Source organism: Desulfamplus magnetovallimortis, from assembly GCF_900170035.1.
Classification (GTDB): domain Bacteria; phylum Desulfobacterota; class Desulfobacteria; order Desulfobacterales; family Desulfobacteraceae; genus Desulfamplus; species Desulfamplus magnetovallimortis.
In genome coordinates this window covers 234,694-254,493 of the sequence record NZ_LT828546.1, presented here as the reverse complement: position 1 = coordinate 254,493, position 19,800 = coordinate 234,694, and the positions used below count along the sequence as shown (strand labels likewise).

9 protein-coding genes are annotated in these 19,800 nt (G+C 40.7%); all 9 read left to right on the top strand.

The window, feature by feature from the left end; genetic code table 11:
* The first annotated feature begins 390 nt into the window (after positions 1–390).
* Complete coding sequence (gene hrpA / locus MTBBW1_RS14000; RefSeq protein ID WP_245809381.1) at positions 391–4,404, top strand: ATP-dependent RNA helicase HrpA; 4,014 nt, start codon at positions 391–393, stop codon at positions 4,402–4,404.
* 424 nt (positions 4,405–4,828) lie between these two features.
* Positions 4,829–5,662 (top strand): response regulator, encoded by an 834-nt coding sequence (locus MTBBW1_RS13995; protein ID WP_080804385.1) that lies wholly within the window; start codon positions 4,829–4,831, stop codon positions 5,660–5,662.
* 11 nt (positions 5,663–5,673) lie between these two features.
* Positions 5,674–8,370: a flagellar assembly protein A gene (locus tag MTBBW1_RS13990; RefSeq protein WP_080804384.1), complete on the top strand. Its 2,697-nt coding sequence runs from the start codon at positions 5,674–5,676 to the stop codon at positions 8,368–8,370.
* Positions 8,371–8,455: 85 nt separating this feature from the next.
* On the top strand, positions 8,456–11,719 hold the full coding sequence (locus MTBBW1_RS13985; RefSeq protein WP_080804383.1) for a cache domain-containing protein: 3,264 nt from the start codon (positions 8,456–8,458) through the stop codon (positions 11,717–11,719).
* A gap of 186 nt (positions 11,720–11,905) precedes the next feature.
* Positions 11,906–13,312 (top strand): sigma-54-dependent transcriptional regulator, encoded by a 1,407-nt coding sequence (locus tag MTBBW1_RS13980; protein ID WP_080804382.1) that lies wholly within the window; start codon positions 11,906–11,908, stop codon positions 13,310–13,312.
* Between the two features lie 224 nt (positions 13,313–13,536).
* Positions 13,537–14,292: a PAS domain-containing protein gene (locus tag MTBBW1_RS13975; protein WP_245809386.1), complete on the top strand. Its 756-nt coding sequence runs from the start codon at positions 13,537–13,539 to the stop codon at positions 14,290–14,292.
* A 221-nt stretch (positions 14,293–14,513) separates the two neighbouring features.
* Entirely contained in the window at positions 14,514–15,293 is a 780-nt protein-coding gene (locus MTBBW1_RS13970; protein WP_186441307.1) for a substrate-binding periplasmic protein, read from the top strand.
* Between the two features lie 5 nt (positions 15,294–15,298).
* The gene (locus MTBBW1_RS13965) at positions 15,299–17,923 is read left to right on the top strand and encodes a hybrid sensor histidine kinase/response regulator (protein WP_139786771.1); all 2,625 of its coding nucleotides are present in this window, start codon (positions 15,299–15,301) and stop codon (positions 17,921–17,923) included.
* 181 nt (positions 17,924–18,104) lie between these two features.
* The coding region (locus tag MTBBW1_RS13960; protein ID WP_245809380.1) for a methyl-accepting chemotaxis protein at positions 18,105–19,800 on the top strand (1,696 nt) is incomplete at its 3' end.

Here is a 19,800-nt window from a genome sequence, read left to right as displayed (position 1 = left end):
AACAATGAAAGTCGTTCTAAAAACAGTTGGTTATGATTAATGAGTCCTTTAAATATTGTGAAAAAATACAGGGTCAACATATCATTATAATAATAATTTAAGTCTGTTATAATCATAAATGGGTTAAGCCCTGACTTACTGCATGTTCAGTAATGGAAAAGCAATTACTCATAACAGCCTATATTTCACCTATTATTAGCAATAAGTCAACTTATTATTAGCAATAGATTAATAAATTTTGTCGAACTTCATTTTGCATCACAATTGAGAAGAGATGACTCATATGAGAAGTTATAAAAATTGGGAAGATTATGACTCTTGGGAATTCATGGAGTTGACTTTTATCTACAATATAATAAAATCCACCTTATGAAAAATAGAGCAAGAGAAATGAAAGTCAGTAAAAGGGTGGTAAGGCAGAAGGCCATGCCAAAGATCTCTTTTATTAAAGAGTTACCCATTACTGATAAAAAAGATGAGATTATAGATGCCCTGAAAAAACACAGGGTTGTTATTGTGTCCGGTGAAACAGGCTCCGGTAAAACCACTCAGATTCCCAAATTTTGCATTGCAGCAGGCAGAGGGGTTAAAGGCACCATAGGCTGTACCCAGCCACGAAGAATAGCTGCCATTAATGTTGCCTCAAGAATTGCAGAGGAGCTGGAAGAGCCCCTTGGAAAGTCAGTGGGCTATAAAATCCGTTTTGATGATAAGACAGCATCTGATTCAATCATAAAGGTTATGACAGACGGTATTCTGCTGGCAGAGACCCAAAGAGATGCTCTTCTGCGGGAATATGATACCATCATTGTTGATGAAGCCCATGAAAGAAGCCTTAACATTGATTTTACACTGGGAATTTTGAGAAACCTTGTCAGGAAACGCAGGGATTTGACCCTGGTTATCACTTCTGCCACAATTGATACTGAAAAATTTTCAAGGGCATTTGATGATGCACCTATTATAGAGGTATCTGGACGTATGTATCCTGTGGAAGTACGTTATATGCCGGTTCAGGGGTCAGATGATCCGGAGCAGGACGACCAGGGTTATGTGGAGGCCGCAGCCGATGCTGTGGAGATGATTCAGAAGGAGTCCCGTTATGGAGATATCCTCATTTTCATGCCAACAGAGCAGGATATCACAGAGACAATTGAAATTTTAAGGGGCAGACGCTATGTAGGGGTAACTGTTTTGCCGCTTTATGCAAGGCTTTCAGCAGGTGAACAGGGGAGAATTTTTCACAGGGGGCCAGGCAGAAAGATAATTGTTTCAACCAATGTTGCAGAGACTTCACTGACCATTCCAGGTATCAAATATGTAGTTGATACTGGATTTGCAAGGATACCCCACTACTCACCAAGAACCCGCACAACCGCTTTGCCGGTTACCCCCATATCGAGAAGCAGTGCAGATCAGAGAAAGGGAAGATGCGGAAGGGTTGCAAATGGAATCTGTATCCGGCTGTTTGACGAGGATGATTATGCATCAAGACCCCTTTTCACCTCTCCTGAAATTTTGAGAAGTAACCTTGCAGAGGTTATTTTGCGGATGATATCCCTGAAACTTGGCGATGTGGCATCTTTTCCATTTATTGATGCACCATCTTCAAAATCTGTAAAGGATGGCTTTGAAACTCTTTTTGAGCTTGGTGCCATTAAAGTTGAAAAAAGAGCATCTGCTGAAAAAAAACGAAGCTCCAGGGAATATGTTCTGACAGATAATGGCCGCATAATGGCAGGAATCCCTGTTGACCCCAAACTTTCAAGGATTCTTATAGAAGCTGATGAGAGAGGATGCCTTGAAGAGGCAGCAGTCATAGCTTCTGCCCTTTCCATATCTGATCCAAGGCAGCGACCCCAGGACAAGACCCAGCAGGCAGATCAGAAACACGCACTTTTTAAAGATCCTGCATCGGATTTTATCTCCCTTGTTAATATATGGAAAGCGTATCACAGCGCACAAAAGCGACTCAAAAGCCGGAGTCAGGTGAGAAAATTCTGCCAGGAACATTTTTTATCTTTTAAGCGCCTCAGGGAGTGGAACGATATACATGGACAGATACTTTCTGTATTAAGGGAGCATGGTGTCAAAGGTGAGAGGCGCATAAACATTGAATCCGGCACCAAGGGGTTGAAGTCAAAGGAGTTTGAGATTGGTGGGCAATTTTATACCGAGCTTCACAAATCATTGCTTTGCGGATATCTTGGGAATATTGCCCATAAAAAAGATAAAAATATTTATCATGCTGCCAAGGGGCAGAAGGCCATGATTTTTCCGGGTTCAGGGATTTTCGGCAAGGCCGGTAACTGGATTGTGGCTGCTGAATATGTGGAAACCTCCCAGTTGTTTGCAAGAACCGCAGCCACAATTGATCCTGGTTGGCTTGAGGAGCTTGGCAGGGAACTTTGCACATTTACCTGGTCATCCCCGCGCTGGGAGAAAAAAAGGGGGGAAGTTGTTGCATCAGAGCAGGTCTCCTTGTTTGGCCTTGTAATTGTACCGGAAAGAACTGTCTCATATGGCAGGGTCAATCCTGCCGAGGCAGGTGAAATTTTCATAAGAAAAGCTCTGGTTGAAGGTGAAGTGGCAAGACCCTTTCCCTTTATGCTGCACAACCAGAAGCTCATAGCCGAGCTTCAGGATATTGAGGATAAGACCAGGAAGCGCGATATACTTGTAACAGATGATGATATCTATCTTTTTTATAGAAAAAACATTGACCGTGATTTTTTTAACATCAGAACCTTTGCAAAATATATTAAAAACAGGGCGATAAAGGAGAAGGATAAGAATTTTCTATTCATGACGCTTGATGATCTTCAACAAAAATCCATGGATGATATTGATCTTGAAGGTTTTCCGGATAAAATTGAGATGGGCACACTTGCATTTCATCTGGAGTACGGTTTTGAACCTGGAGCGGAAAAGGATGGCGTAACAGTTAAAATACCGGCTGTTGCAGCAGCTTCTGCAGATCCACAGGCTTTGGAGTGGGGAATCCCTGGACTTTTCAGGGAAAAGATCACAGCTCTGATTAAAAGTCTTCCCAAATCCCACAGAGTCAAGCTGCTTCCTGCATCGGAAAAGGCAGACATAATTGCAAAAGAGCTATCATATAATGGACGCCCCCTGTTTAATGAACTCAGCTTTTTTGTAAGAAAAAGGTTTGGAGCACAGATTCCGCCATCTGCCTGGTCAGAGAAAAGTGTTGAAGATCATTTAAAAATGCGTATATCCATTCGTGATGAAAATGATCATGAGATTGCAGCATCAAGAAACAGGAGCGTATTAAATGATTTTTCCAACGTCACTTTTTCCGGTGAAGATGCATTTGAAGAGGCAAGAAAACGCTATGAAAAGGAAAATATTCGGGATTGGAGTCTTGGAGAGATCAAAGATTCTGTGACTTTCAAAGAATCTGGAGATGTTGTTGCTTTATCTGACGATGCCGGAGCTTCCGGTTTTGCTGCGGATTTTTCCGCTTCTGGAGCTGATTTTGCTAATGCTGCTGCGGATTTTTCCGCTTCTAATGTTGATTTTGCCAATGTTTCTGGTGATTCCGGTAACCGGACTGCTGCTTCTGAAAAAAGATTAACTCTCTTTCCAGCCTTTACTGTTGAAAATGGCGTGGTCTCTCTTCGTCTGTTTAAGAACAGAAACAGTGCCGTTGAATCCCACATGGAAGGAGTAAGAGTCCTTTTTACAATCTGTTATGAAAAGGATTTCAATGCCCTTAAAAAGGATATAAAAGGTGCTTCGCGTCTTAAAAGATATGCCTCTTTTTTTGGTGGAGCCGAGAACCTCAATAATGCCATGTTCAGATCAGTGACAAGGCAGCTTTTCTCTGTGGATATAAGGGACAGGAATTCGTTTGAGAAACATGCAGGTAAAGCCTTGCCAGAGCTTTATTCCACAGGCCAGATCCTTATAAGCTGGGTGACAAATCTTTGTGAGTCATATGAAGAGACAGCTTCTGTTTTGAGAAACATAAATCTTAAAAGCAGAAAACGACCACAGCTTTATGCCCTTTCAGAGCAGTTGCAAAAAGACCTTGAATCACTGATGCCGGCTGATTTCCTTGATATTTATACCCATGAACGCATTGAGCTTCTTGAAAGATACATTGCCGCCATAAGGATCCGTGTCCAGCGGGCAGATGTTGACATGACAAGGGATCAGAAAAAAGCAGCAGCTCTTTCTGACTATTCGGACAAACTTTCTGCCATGCTCAATGAGCTTGATAACGACTCTTCACGGGAGAAAGCAGATGCTGTTGAAAAATTTTTCTGGATGCTTGAAGAGTACAAAATATCCCTTTTTGCCCAGGAGATTAAAACATCTATCAAGATATCGCCGGCAAGACTTGATGCTTTGTATCGTGAAATTCATCTGATGATATAAATTTAAGGAGTTGCTCCTCATTTTGGCATCCTTCATATCAGCTTCAAAGTAGTTTACACTTTTTTTTTATTATCTGAATCACGGATTGCCACAGATTACGCTGATTACACAGATTTTTTGGTGGTGTCCCAAATATGTTGATGAGCTCTTCACAAACCTTGATTCAGCAGGGCTTTCACAAAAAGATATCAACACTTTTATGACACTACCGATTTTTTCAATCAGTGTAATCTTTTAATCAGTTTAATCTTTTAATCAGTTTAATCCGTGATTCAGACAAAAGAATAAGCCACAAAAAGTGTAAACTGATAAATGAAAGATGCACTAATTTGAACCATTCTTTCTAATAACCCCCCATGTTTGCTTACGCATCACAACTAAACATGAAAGTCGCTGTATATGAGTATGTTACGGAGGCTTTCTAATGAAAAATCAAGGTGGAGAGAAAATGAAGTTTGATCATAAGGTTCTTATTGTGGATGATGATATTCAGGTGGGCAATGTACTTGCTGCTATTTTGAAGCAGATTGGGGTAAGCTCTGTTTATGCTTCAAATGGTGTTGAAGCTCTTTCCAAGATAGAAAAAATGAGATCTACTTTTTCTCTTGTTATAACAGATCAGCGTATGCCCGGAATGAAAGGAACAGAGCTGCTGGAAAGGATTAGCCAGATATCTCCTGACACAGTGCGTTTTCTCACCACAGGGTACGCGGATATAAATGCTGTGGTGGAAGCTGTTAACAGGGGGCGCATTCACAAATACATTTCCAAACCATGGCAGACAGAGCAGCTTTTTGAAGATTTAAAAGCAGGCCTTAAACAGTATGAACTCTTAGTTGAGTCAGAAAATCTTTTCAGGATTGCCAAGGAGCAGAATGCAAGACTTTATGCATTGAACAAAGATCTGAAACAGAGCGCGGCGCGACAGACTAAAATTCTGGCAGAGCTTGAAGAGGAGATAGCACATGAAAAGATTAAAATGGAACTAACTTCTACTTCAGAAGAGGGATGCCTGATTAATGATCCTGCTTCTCCCAGCAAAAAGACAGTTAAAGATAAGAGGTTGGAATCCGGAAAATTTTCTGATTTTGACTCACAAACAGCTATAGAAGAGATCAAAAAGAAAATTTTAATGGTTGATGGTATGGATGAAAAAAAAGCAACCCTTATTTTTGAGGAAGCTGTTAAAAAAATCTTTGCTGATTTTCAAAAAATAGCCTTGCAGCGTGGCTTTGAGTTTCTTCTCACTTCACAGTAAAGGATAATCATGTGGGTGCAAAATTGGACAAAATAGAACGAAAAATATTGATCGTTGAGCATGACCAGGCCCTTGGGGAGACCATGGAGCAGATTCTTGAAAGTGCGGGCTATAATGTTCGCCGTGTCAATACCTCGTTTGCAGCCCTTGCAGCCCTTGAAGGTGCTGAGCATGAACCTTTTTCAGTTGTTGTTTCAAGTTATAGTATGCCCAGAATGGGCGGAGATGAACTTATGAGAAACGCCTGTAGTATTTCACCTGATACCCAGAGGGTAATGCTTGTGAATCCCAGTGAGATCGCTACAGTTGTAAGTGCTGTAAACAGGGCAGGCATACACAGTTGCATTCAGGTTCCCTTCCAGGATGAGATATTTCTTGCAGAGATTTCCCAGAGATGTGATCAGTTTGACAGAGTGCAGAAGAGGGAACGCCTTTTAAAAGTCACCCGTCATCAGAACAAACAGTTCTACAAAATGGCAATGAGTCTAAAGGAGAAAAAAGAGGCATTTTCCCGTAAAATAAGTGAAAAAAAGGGTGAGTTACAGGCTTTAAAGAACAGTAACAGAGGAAAAAACACAAAAACTATCTCTGATGGAGACCTTGATATAAAAAATGTTTCTCTTGAAGGGCCTATGGATAGCTTCTCCCCAGATAGCAAGGCATTGATAAACGGGAGTAGAGCCCATGACAGGGCAGCCAATGGCAGCGCAGGTTATGACAGGTTAGTCCATTACAGAGCAGCTCAATGGAAAAAAAAGGAAGGTTTTTCCATTGATAAACTCCTGGATATTAAAGGAATTCAAAGAGACCAGCAATTTCTTGAAAAAGAGTTTCGCAGCCTCTCTTTTAAGCTTAAATCCTTTGTTGAAGAGCTTCTTTGTGAAAAAAATATCAGACTTGAAGATGTTGACAACAGCAAATTTTTGCCCATAGAGTTAAATCCTTATTTATCAGGCGAGCAAGCAGGCGTCACTGAATCAACATGGCTAAATGGTGGTGTTACTGAATCTAAGATTGTTAATCAATTGTTGCAAGCCTTTCTCGCTGATGAATTCTGCAAGGCTGAGAAACTCTTTTGCCTTCAGTCAGATATCTGCGTTGGGGAAGAAGGGGATTCTGCTTCAGAGAGCGAAAGTTTCAAAATTGTTGTTTCAAAGGATTGTCTTTCAGCATCAATCCATATCATGAAACAGACCATTGGCAACTTCAGTATGCTTCAGGATATTATGAGTAGCCTGAAACAGGAGAAAATAATCTGTGGCATTGAGGATGATACCGTAATTGAAGAGTGGCTGACCTCATCACCAGAGCCAGAAAGTACCCTTGTTGTTGCAAGGGGAGATGCTCCAATTCAGCCTGTTTATCCTGAAATAAAGTTTTACTTTGATGTTGATTTTTTGCATGCAGGAAAAATAAACAGTGACGGAACAATTGATTTCAGGGACAGAGGAAAAATCCCTTTTGTCAAGGCCGGAAAATTACTTGCTGAAAAAGTTCCTTTGAGACAGGGCATTCCAGGCAGGGATATTTATGGCAATATCATCGAAGTTGAGTATGTGGAGGATCTGCTTTTTGATGCCGGCAGCAATACACGTTTTTCAGATGACGGCCTTAAGATATATGCCACCGCAGATGGTCAACCAAGTCTTAGTGCAATGGGGGTTGTTGCCATCTATCCTGAGTTAAGGATTGATGGTGATGTTGACTATGAGACAGGCAATATAAATTTTAATGGAAATCTTGTGGTTTCGGGAACTATCAAGGAGGGATTCAGCGTCAGGTGTGCCAATTTAACTGTGGATCAGATTCATGGAGCAGAGATTAATATTACTGGTGATCTTAATGTCTCTTCTGGTATTATTAATTCTCATGTTATTAATGTCCAGGGAAATATACAGACAAAATATATTAATAATTCAAGGGTAAAGGCGTTCAGGGATATTATTGTTCAGAGGGAGATCATGGATTCCCATCTCTTCGCAGGTGGTACGTGCATAAATGAAAATGGGGTTGTGATATCTTCGTTTATTAATGCAAAAGGGGGTATAAAGGCTGGGCAGGTCGGAACTCTTAAAGCTTCTGCATCCAAGCTTGAAGTTGGTACTGAAGGGTTGATGGAGATGATAATTGCTGAGCTTGATGAGAGGATAGAGGGGAATAATCTGGGAATCAAAAAACTTAAAAACGATATTGAGGCTATTGAGGCCGAGGAAAAAATGTTGCACGAAAAAATTTCCAATGCAGCCTATGTCCAGGACAGAGCCCAAATTGAGCTGAGAGATATTCAGAAAAAACTGCCGGAGATGCAGGAGTCAAACGATATTCAGGCAGTAAGGGAGTCAATTGAGATGGTCAAGGAGCTTCAGGAGCGTGCAATGGAGGCTGAAGAGATCATAAATGATGCATTTGCCCGCCAGGACAATATTATGGAGATTATTCAGTTACGCCAAAGGGAAATTGAAAAAATTGAAACCTTGAATAAAGCTATTGTTCTTAAAAAAAGAGGTATAAGGGAATTTAGTTTGCGAACAGAGCCAAAATCTTATGTCACTGTAAAAAAATCCATAACCGCAGGCACCCAGGTTGCAGGAATGAAAAGCAAAATAGTTGTAAGTGATGACCGAAGCCGATGCCGTATTCACGAAGTCAGAACAGATGAGGGGGCATTTCAGCCTGTTTATGAGATGATAATTTCAGATTTGTATTAAATACTCAAAGTTGACACCTATGATCTTTTGAGCTTTGTCAAAATTGTCTGAATAAGGATGCCCAGGCTACTATTAAGGAGATGTTTTGGAAAAAGCTGCCATCAAGAAAAACAATCTGACTGGTAATGTCCCGACTAAAAGAATATTATCCCACTCTTTAAGAATTCTCATACCTTTGTACATCACCTATATCATTTTTATATTAAGCATTTTTTTTATATTCATACCCCAGCAAAAAAAACAGTTGTTGAGCCAGAAAAAAGAGACAATCCGTCAGTTGACGGATAATGTTATCAGTTTATTATCTGAAATTAACTTGAGAGTTGAGCAGGGATCTCTTAAGCCTGAAGATGCCCGTGAGCAGGCTGTAAATCAAATTCGCAGACTTAGATTTGGTCCGGAGGGGAAAGATTATTTCTGGATTAATGATATGCACCCATTCATGATCATGCATCCCTATCGTCCTGATTTAGAAGGGAAAGATTTGACTCTCTATAAAGATAGTGAGGGGAAATATCCTTTTGTTGAGATGGTTGAAAAAGCCCTTTTGCCTGATGGTGGCTATGTCGATTATTATTGGCAATGGAAAGATGAACAGCATAGAATCATAGCAAAAACCTCATATGTTAAAAGGTTTCCAGCCTGGAACTGGGTTGTGGGAACAGGTGTTTACACAGATGATATTAATCGGGAAATACAAGGTATTACCAAAAAATTATTCCAGATTTTTGGAGCTGTTTTTGTCTTCATAGCAGCTATTTCCCTTTATATTTCAAGGCAGATATTTTGTATTGAAAAGCAGAAGGATTATGCTGAAAAGTTAAGAAAGCTGGAAGAGTTGCGATTAAAAAAACTATTTGAATTAAGTCAAATGGGTGAAGGAACCATTGACACACTTTCAAAATTTGCTCTGGAGGAAGCCATCAATTTAACCCGTAGTGAAATTGGCTACCTTGCTTTTTTAAGTGAAGATCAATCTCAACTGACCATGCACTCATGGTCAAAACAAACCATGCAAGAATGTGAAATAGATGACAAAATACTGGTGTACAATGTTGATGATGCGGGCTTGTGGGCTGAAGCTGCAAGATCCGGAAAGGTATCTGTCATTAACGATTATAAAAATTTTGACAAACTCCCCAAAAAAGGATTTCCAAAGGGGCATGTAAAAATTTACAGGCTAATGAGTGTGCCCGTTTTTGATGGAAACAAGATGGTTGCCTTGACCGGCGTGGGAAACAAAAAAGAGGATTATAACGATTCTGATGTCCGTCAACTACAGTTAATGATGGATGGGATGTGGAAAATACTTCAGCGAAAAAAAGCCGAAATCGAGTTGAAAAATAGTGAAGAAAGATATCGGCTTTTAGCTGAAAATGCAAGGGATGCCATTTGGGTTTTACAGCTTTCAGATTTAAAATTCAGCTATGTCAGTCCGGCCATACAATATCTTCTGGGATATACACCTTCTGAGTTTTCTACTTTGGCGATGAAAGATTTTTTGAAGGATGCATCATTTAAACTTGTGCCTAAAATCATATCAGAAGAGTTGGATCGGGAGTTTGGTAGTGGCTTTGATTCAAGTTTTTTAAGAACAGTTGAACTGGAAATGGTTAAAAAAGACGGCAACTCCATATGGGTTGAGATCACATCCAGATTTTTAACAAATGACAAGGGTGAACCTGACAGAATATTGGGAATTTCCAGGGACATTTCAGAGCGTAAGCGTACCAATGATGCTTTACAGCGTACAACGGAACGTTTACGGGAATCAGAAGCAATCTTAAAGCAGAATACCGAGCTTATGAGAGAAGCGGGAAGGATAGCAAAGGTGGGTGGCTGGAGTGCAGATCTTGAGAATCGTAAACTGGCCTGGTCGGACGAGGTGGCGATTATTCACGATAAAGAAACTGGTTTTAGTCTCTCCCTTGATGACGGTAGTGAATTTATAGCACCTGAGTGGCGGGACAAGGTTGTAAAGAATTACAGGGATTGCATCCAATATGGTGGCAGCCTGGACGAAGAGTTTGAGATTATCACCGCCAAAGGCAGGCGCCGTTGGGTCAGGGCCACAGGGGAGGCTGTAAAAGACCGTTCCGGCAAAATAATCCGCATCATTGGTGCGCTTCAGGATATCTCGGACAGAAAAGAGATAGAGGAGGAAAAAAAGAGGCTCCAGGAGCATCTCATCCAGGCAAGGAAAATGGAGGCCATCGGGATTCTGGCAGGTGGCATTGCACATGATTTCAACAACATCCTTTCGGGTTTGATGGGCTTCACAGATCTTGCCATGCTTGAAGCCCAAGGGAATGAAAAGCTTAAACATTATCTGAATCAAGTTTCATATTCAAGTTTAAGAGCCAGGGATCTTGTCAGGCATATTCTCACCTTCAGCAGAAAATCAGATACAAAAAAACTAACCATAACCATTATTCCTGTTATTAAAGAGACATTAAAATTTATACGAGCTTCCCTGCCGGCCAATATCGAAATCCGGCAAGATCTGAGGGTTGAAGACGCAAACGTTTTTAGTGATACGACCCAGATACACCAGGTTTTGATGAACCTTTTTACAAATGCGGGTCATGCCATGAAAGAAAAGGGGGGTATTCTTGAAGTTACCCTGGACTCAGTTGAACTGGACGAAAGTCAGATAGGATATTTTGGAAAGATATCTCCAGGGAATTACCTTCAGTTGAACATCTCTGATACCGGTTGTGGTATCCCTGAAAAAATAATTGACCGGATTTTTGAACCTTTTTTTACCACTAAAAAGAGGGAAGAAGGTACAGGAATGGGGTTGGCAACTGTCTATGGCATACTTAAGGAAATGGAAGGTGGCATTTCTGTTTACAGTGAACAGGGCGTTGGAACAACATTCAAAATCCTTATGCCGGAGCAACATCAGGGTGAAGCACAAGAAAACAGAGAACTTATATTAAAAACAGGCCAGGGCAATATCCTTATCGTTGATGATGAGGAGGCTATTATTGAAAGCACTTGTGAACTTTTATCCAAGCTTGGGTATTCAGTGACTGGTGAAATTGATGCACTCAAGGCTGTTGCAGCAGTTCAAAAAAATCCAGGTTTCTATGACCTTGTTTTAACTGATATGACAATGCCCAATATGAATGGTCTTGATCTGGCAAAGCAAATCCGAAAAATCAATCCTGATATCCCTATTGTTTTATGTACGGGGTTCAGTCATGGGCTGACCAGAGAAAAATGCAAGTCTGTCGGTATTATGGATATGGTTATGAAGCCTATGATACTCGGCGAGCTTTCATCCACTATTGACAAGGCGATTAATAAAAAATCAGCCACCCACCTGAGCAGGGACAAACTATGAAATTTAGCTTTCCAGAAAAATATTTTATTTTTTGGTAACAAAATTAATCCAGATAAGAGATAGTTATATTGTTCCATTATCAATTTAATTATCTGGAATACTATAGATGGCTTTGACTGCCTTTAGCAAGGCTATGATTTGTCCCGTTTCAGATGTGCAGCTTAAAAAACAACGGCAGGGAATACTATGATTCGGGTACTGATTGTTGATGACGATTCAAAAATTTGTCTGTTTTTTGAGACGGTTCTTGAAAGGATGGGGTGTGAAACCGTTACTGCGAAAAGGATCAGTGAAGCAAAAAAGTTCACGGCAAAAGAAGCTTTTGATATCATCCTGCTTGACCTTGAACTGCCGGACGGGAACGGACTGGATATCATGCCGGATCTTGTTAATCTGCCATCTTCTCCTGAAATAATTATCATAACAGGTACGGGCGATATCAGGGGAGCAGAAATTGCGTTTAAAAACGGTGCATGGGATTTTGTGCAGAAACCATTTCGCCTTGATGATGTTTCTCTTCCCATTCAAAGGGCGTTGCAGTATCGAAAAGAAAAGATGGCATCCCACCGGTTAATCCCGTTGAAACGATCCAGGATAATCGGTGAATCACAGGTGTTACAGCAATGTCTTGATGAAGTAGGCAAGGCTGCTTCAACCGACGCCAGTGTCATGGTAACCGGCGAAACAGGTACCGGAAAGGAGTTGTTTGCACGGGCGATTCATGAAAACAGTAAACGGGCTTCAAAACCGTTTGTCCCTGTAGATTGCGGCTCTCTTACCGAGACGTTGATTGAAAGTACCCTCTTCGGTCATGAAAAAGGGGCTTTTACAGGGGCTTCTCATAAACAGGAAGGCCTGATCCTGCAGGCGGACGGCGGCACGTTGATGCTTGATGAAGTTGGTGAGCTGCCATTGTCCATGCAGAAGGCACTTTTGAGAACACTCCAGGAAAGGGTTGTTCGCCCCATCGGGGGAAGAAAGGAAATAAAAGTAGATATCCGTATCATTTCGGCGACCAATCTTTCTTTGGATTCAATGGTCAAAGAAAAACAGTTCAGGGAAGATTTTCTCTATCGAATACGCGCCATGGAAATTCATCTGCCACCTTTGCGTGATAGGGGAAAAGATATTGAAGAGATTGTTTTAAAAAAAATTCACGAGCTGTCAAAAAGGTACAAACTTGAAGCCAAGGCAGTATCTGACGAATATATTGAAACTCTGGCCTCCAACAACTGGCCCGGCAATATCAGGGAGCTTTTAAATGTTCTGGACTATTCCATTGCCTCGGCTGGAAATGATCCGACCCTGGTGTCAAAACATCTTCCTCCGGATTACAGAATTTCAAAGCTTGAGTTTCTGCTGCCTGTAAAAAAGGATACTCAACAGATTATCGACAATGTTCTGGAAAATAGTGACAGTGAATTTCCTTCACTGAATGCGTGTCGGGAAAAGCTTGAAAGGGACTACCTCAAACGTCTTCTTGAAAAAGCGGGCAGCAACAGAAAAGCTGCCTGCCGTTTGTCCGGCATCTCACAGGCCAGATTATATGCACTGTTGAACAAATATAATCTTCCCGGATTCGGCTCCAACTAATAAAACAGTATCTCTCTCACTACAGCTTCCCATTCTTATAAACTGGAATCAATTTGATTCTTGTTTACAAGAATCTTAATAATCCTCCTCTCTTCTGTTTGCCCTCTAAATATCATAACTATTTGCTTTTATTTTAAAATAAATAGTTTTTTTCCCATTGGCACAGATTCTGCTATCAGTTAATTGAGTCTTTGTGCAGGTAAAAGGGTAGAGGTGTGGGAAAGATGATCCTGCCTTATCTTGTTAATCCAGGGAATCCTGATTCAGACAGTAATGACAAGGCTCAAAATATCATAGGTGTCATCTTTGAGTATATAACACAGAAAGAGGTTCTTTTTTTTATGAGCACAGCAGTCAATAAAGCAATTGAATTAGAAACAATACACGCCGTTCTTTCCAAAGATCTTGCAGATGCGGTTTGGTCCGTGGACGTAAAAACCCTTACGTATGAATATATAAGCAGGTCAATCATAAATATAAGTGGATACAGCGCTGAAGAGTATATTGGCCAATCTGTGCATAAAACGATGTCACAGGATACATTTGGCTCAGTATTCAAAATTTTATCTGAAGAAATTTCAAGTTTTGAATCACATCAAAAAAAAATTCGCAACATGGAGCTGGAACTGATTCATAGAACAGGGCGTTTTTATTGGGTGGAAATAAGGGCAAAGCTTTATAAATCGCCGGAAGGTGGATTAAAAGTAATCGGCGTATCAAGGGATGTGACAGATCGTAAAAAAGCTGAACAGGAAAAAGAAGATACCATTGTCCGGTTGGGGAAGATGATTGCAGAAAATGAGAGGCTTTTGAAAGAAAACAGGATCCTTACAGGGCTTTTACCCATCTGCAGTGGTTGTAAAAGGATACGTGATGATAATAACAAATGGTGGCCTTTAGAAGCTTATGTCCGTGAACACACTGATGCGGATTTCACCCACACGATCTGCACAGATTGCAGTGAAATTTTCTACAAATGATAATCTACGGCAAATATTTATGGAGTGTAATACTAATTCTACTTTGTTATCTTCTTAAAATGTCTGAATCAGGATAGTCAGGATTCACAGGATAAAAGGTAATTATGCAAAATCTTGTTAATCCTGAACATCCTGGGCATCCTGATTCAGACACTAAAAATAGGAAGCTAAGATAAGCTAACAAAGTAGAACTAATACGGTTTTTTTAAATGGATGGAAATATGTTTACGCTGAACAGAAAAATTGGTTTTGTCACTCTTGTTGTCATGATAATTCTTTCAACTGCTGCAAATGCAGAGAAGATATCACTTGTGGCAGATGAATGGCCACCATTTAACGGCGTACCCAACTCTGAAAATGAAGGGTTTATAGTGGATGTGGCAAGATCTGTCTTTGAGAACAATGGAATAGAAGTTTCATACGAAACACTTGCCTGGAAACGGGCGGTTGAAATGGTAAGGGAAGGATATAACAATGGACTTATCGGGGCTTCCAAAACAGATGCTCCTGATTTTGTCTTCCCATCTGAAGAATTGGCACGCAACTGCATTTCTTTTTATGTGAGAAAAGATACATCGTGGCGGTTTACAGATAGATCTGATATTGAAAGGGTTGCATTGGGAGTCATAGCCGGATACGACTATCGCAGGTGGCTGCTTGATTATATCCAGGATAATCAAGACAATTTTGACAAAGTCCAGGTCATCACTGGCCAAAATCCCCTTCAAAGAAATATAATGAAGCTGATTGATGGACGAATTGATGCCATTGTTGACAACGAGGCGGTTATCGTTAATGTCGCCGGAAAAATGGGAGTCAGCAATCAGATTACCCTTGCTGGATACGGTACAGAGGTCTCTTACATCTATATCGCTTTTTCTCCAAAACTTCCTGAATCTAAAAACTACGCAGATATATTGAGCAAGGGAATAGATATTCTCAGGGCTTCCGGAGGATTTAAAAAAATTCTCACAAAATACGGATTAACGGATTGGAAATAATAGCCATGAATTTTTTTCGAAAATCATATTATACAAAGGGAATCGAAGGCCCGTCATTGGCCGGAAACATGATAATGATAATCGTTCTGTCGGTGGTGTTGATTTCCGGTGCTTCTTTGTCAGTGTTTCTGTTCGCCACATCCAGAAATCATCGGAATCACATTAATCAGGAGCAGGCGAAATATGTTGCTTTTCTGGCCGACACTCTTCAATTGCCTTTGTGGAACTATGATGTGATGGCTGTTAAAAAGATCGGGCAGACAATGATGGAAGTCGAAAAACTGTCGTTTTTATCTGTTGAAGATGCCAAAGGTAACCAGATTTTTCTAATGGGCAGCCTCGGTAAGTATCGTGATTCCATGGAGAAGCATGAGATAAAATTTCGTGATCGGTTTGTGGGGGCTTTTGAGTTGCGTTTGTCAGAGGATGAATTTCTTCACCAACAGAAACAATGGCTCATCACAGGTATTATCAACACATTGATGGTCATCATCGGGGTCATGCTGGCAGTTACTTTCTGTGTGAATCGTTTTCTTCAAAAACCTTTATGGGATTTTTCGGCACGGATTAAAGCAATTGCTGACGGTAATTATGATTTTAACACGGCAACGGATGTTTACCGTGAGCTTAAGGACGTTTTTGACAATATCCAGAAAATGTCCCTTAAAATTGAAAACCGCCAGAAAGAGCTGATTAGATCAAACAAAAAACTTGAAGAGGAGATAGATAAGCACAGGATAACAGAGCAACTCCTACGTGAAAGTGAAGAAAAATATCGATCAATGAACGATAATATTCCGATAGGTTTTTTCAGGATAGGTGTTGATGGAAAAATAATTGAATATAATCGCTTCCTTTTAAATTTACTGAACATCCAGTCGGATCATGACATTGGTCAGTATAGAGCGGAAAATTTTTACCTGAATCCTGTTGACCGCCAGGAAATGATCCGTAAAACATTGCATGAAAAAGAGATTAATGGTTTCGAATGCCAAATCAAAAAAGGTGACGACAAGATTGCCTGGGTATCAATTTCTGCCCGTGCCGTGGAAGATGACAGCGGAAATGTTCTATACATAGATGGTGCTTTTGAAGATATTACCGAGAAAAAAGTTCGTGAAGACAAATTATTGCAGTTTGCCAAAGTAATTGAACAGGCAGATGAAGAAGTTTTAATAACTTCACCAAAAGGAATCATTGAATATGTCAACCCCTCTTTTGAACAAAACACCGGCTACTCTTCGGTTGAAGTGATCGGAAGGAGACCCTCTGTTTTGAAAAGCGGTCTCCATGATCAATCTTTCTACAAGGAGTTGTGGAACACCATACTGAAGAACAACTCCTGGAAGGGGATGCTGAAGAACAAAAAGAAAGATGGCAGCATAATCCTGCATGACACAACCATCACACCAATCACGGATGCAAAAAACAATATATCGGCATTTGTTTCGATTCGCAGAGATATCACCCAACAAAAAGATATTGAGAGGCAAGTCTATCAGTCCCAGAAAATGCAGGCCATTGGAACACTTGCCGGCGGCATTGCCCATGACTTTAATAATATTCTGTCAGGGATATTCGGATATACTCAGATCGCTCAAATGAATATAAAGAATCAGGAAAAAACCCTTAAATGCCTCTCAAATATAGTAAGTGCCTCTCAAAGAGCATCTGAACTGGTACAGCAGATATTGACATTCAGCAGGCAGACAGAATACAAAAAACTTCCTCTATGTGTCTATTTTGAAATAAATGAGGCACTTAAACTTATCCGTTCATCCATACCCGTAAATATAAAAATTCAAAACAAGCTGATCTCCCGTTCCTTGATATCAGCAGATCCCACTAAAATCCATCAGATTGTCATGAATCTTTGCACCAATGCATATCATGCCATGGAAAGCTCGGGAGGGACTCTTACAGTATTATTAGATGACCTTGATATATTAGAATCAAGGCAGCTAAGAAACAAGAAGATGCCTCCTGGAAAATATCTGGTTTTCACAATCAGTGATACCGGTTGCGGAATGGATGCCGAGATCCTGGAAAAAGCATTTGAGCCCTATTTTACAACAAAAAAAGTCGGACAGGGAACAGGACTTGGATTGTCTATTGTCCAGGCAATTGTTGATGAACATGAGGGGTTTCTGGATGTATCGAGTTCCATTGGAGAGGGCACTCAATTTTCTCTCTATTTTCCGATTGTGGAACGGAAGAGCCGAAAAAAGAGACCTGATGTAAAAAAAACCCTCACCCTGAATGGGAGTGAAACCATCATGCTTGTGGATGATGAAAAAGCAATCAGGGATTCATATAAAGATTTTTTGGAAAGACATGGTTATCAGGTGGTTGTTTTCAGTGATGGAGTAGATGCAATTGAAAAATTCAGAGCTGAACCAAAACGATTTGACCTTGTGGTGACTGATATGACTATGCCGGAGAAAACCGGATCAGATTTAGTCGCCGACATCAGAAGTTTGGACAAAAAGATTCCGGTCATCATATGCTCCGGTTTCAGCAACTTGATGGATGAAACCATTGCCCGCAAAATTGGTGCAGATAAATATTTAATGAAACCTTTGCAAAGCATGGATCTGCTCACTGAAATCAGGAGGCTTCTTGAAAAATAGATAAGGAATCGGGCATCCTTCATTTGAACCCAAAAATACTTTACACTTTTTTGTGAGAGATTCCCGCCACACAGAGTTTTCTCTCCGGAAAGTGTAAACTGGGAAATGAAGCATGCCAGGAATCGTAATGAAAGAAAATTAACAAAGGAAAATATGAAATAAAAACAATGGAGAATATCAAATGAAAACAATGACATTAAAATCAAAATTAATAATCGGTGGCGTTGTAGCATCCATTCTGCCACTGATAGTTGTTGGGCTTTTTGCAATAAACAAATCGTCATCAGCCCTTGTTTCAGTTTCCCGGGGTCAGGCGGAATTAACCGCACAAAGCCTTGCAGCTATGGTTAACCATTCAATGGAGCAGGAAATAGAAAAAGCCCAGACAATGGCATCCGAGCCTCTTATTAAAAAAATGATCCAAAAGATAAAAAGCGAAAGTATTGAAAATGCGTCTGGGGAAATATCTGCTTTGGAGTCATATCTCTCGGATGTATATCGAAAAATCGGGAAAAACTACGATTTCTTCTTTGTTACAGATTCCTCTGGACTCATTATTGCGGACAGTGCTGAAGGCAAATTTAGACAGCAAAAAATAAGTGTAGCAGATAGAGATTATTTCCAGTCAGCTATGTCCGGTAATGTGATTATAGGCGAACCTGTTATATCAAAGGCAAGTGGTGAATCTGTAGTTGTTGTGGCTGTGACATTAAAAAACAGTTCAAATTCCTTTGCAGGTATTCTGGCATCGGTCGTAAAATTGACCGCTTTATCTGATGAGATCACACAGGTCAAAATTGGCGAAACTGGTTATCCTTTTATGGTGGCCAAAGATGGCCTTTTCATTGCTCATCCAGTGAAAGAGTACATTTTTGACCTCAACGTTGCCAAACTTCAGGGTATGGAAGAGATTGCACGTCGATCACTTGCCCATGAATCCGGTGTTGAAAAATATCGTTTTAAGGGGGTTGATAAAATTGCCGGATTTGCTCCTGTTGATTCCACCGGCTGGAGTCTTGTTGTCACCCAAAATGAATCGGAATTTATGGCACCTGTTGTTTCCATCAGAAATGTTGTCCTTCTGGCCGGAGGAATATTTCTTGTTCTTACAGTATTGGCGGTATTGTTGTTTGTTAAAGGGATAATGGCACTTTTAGGGCATGATCCTTCGGAAATTGCCAAAGTTGCCGACCTGATTGCTGCAGGTGATCTGACCTTTGAATTCCAATCAAACGGGAAACAGATAACCGGTGTGTATGCCAACATGAAACAGATGTCAGATAATTTAAAAAATATGTTTAAAGAGATCTCGGGCGGAGTTCAGACCCTTACCTCTTCTTCAACAGAATTGTCAGCAGTATCCCTGCAAGTGTCATCCAGTGCAGAGCAGTCATCTGAGAAAGCCAATAATGTATCGTCTGCAGCGGAAGAGATGGCAACAGCCATGAACAGTGTGGCAGCAGCCACTGAACAGACAACTACCAATCTTCAGATGATAGTCTCTGCAGCAGAGGAAATGTCTGCCACCATTAATGAAATTGCTTCAAACACTGCTAAAGGAAGTAAGACGACATCGGATGCAGTAGCCAAAGCCGAACATATTTCCCGGAAAGTTGATGCCCTGGGTAGGGCAGCCATGGAGATCAGCAAGGTCACAGAAACGATTTCAGATATCTCTGAGCAGACAAATCTTTTGGCACTCAATGCAACCATCGAAGCTGCCAGGGCCGGAGAGGCTGGTAAGGGATTTGCCGTAGTGGCCGGTGAAATCAAAGCACTTGCAAAGCAGACCGCAGAAGCTACAGATGAAATAGGATTGAAGATTGGTGAGGTGCAGACAACAACGAGAGAATCCGTGGATGCAATTAAATCAATTG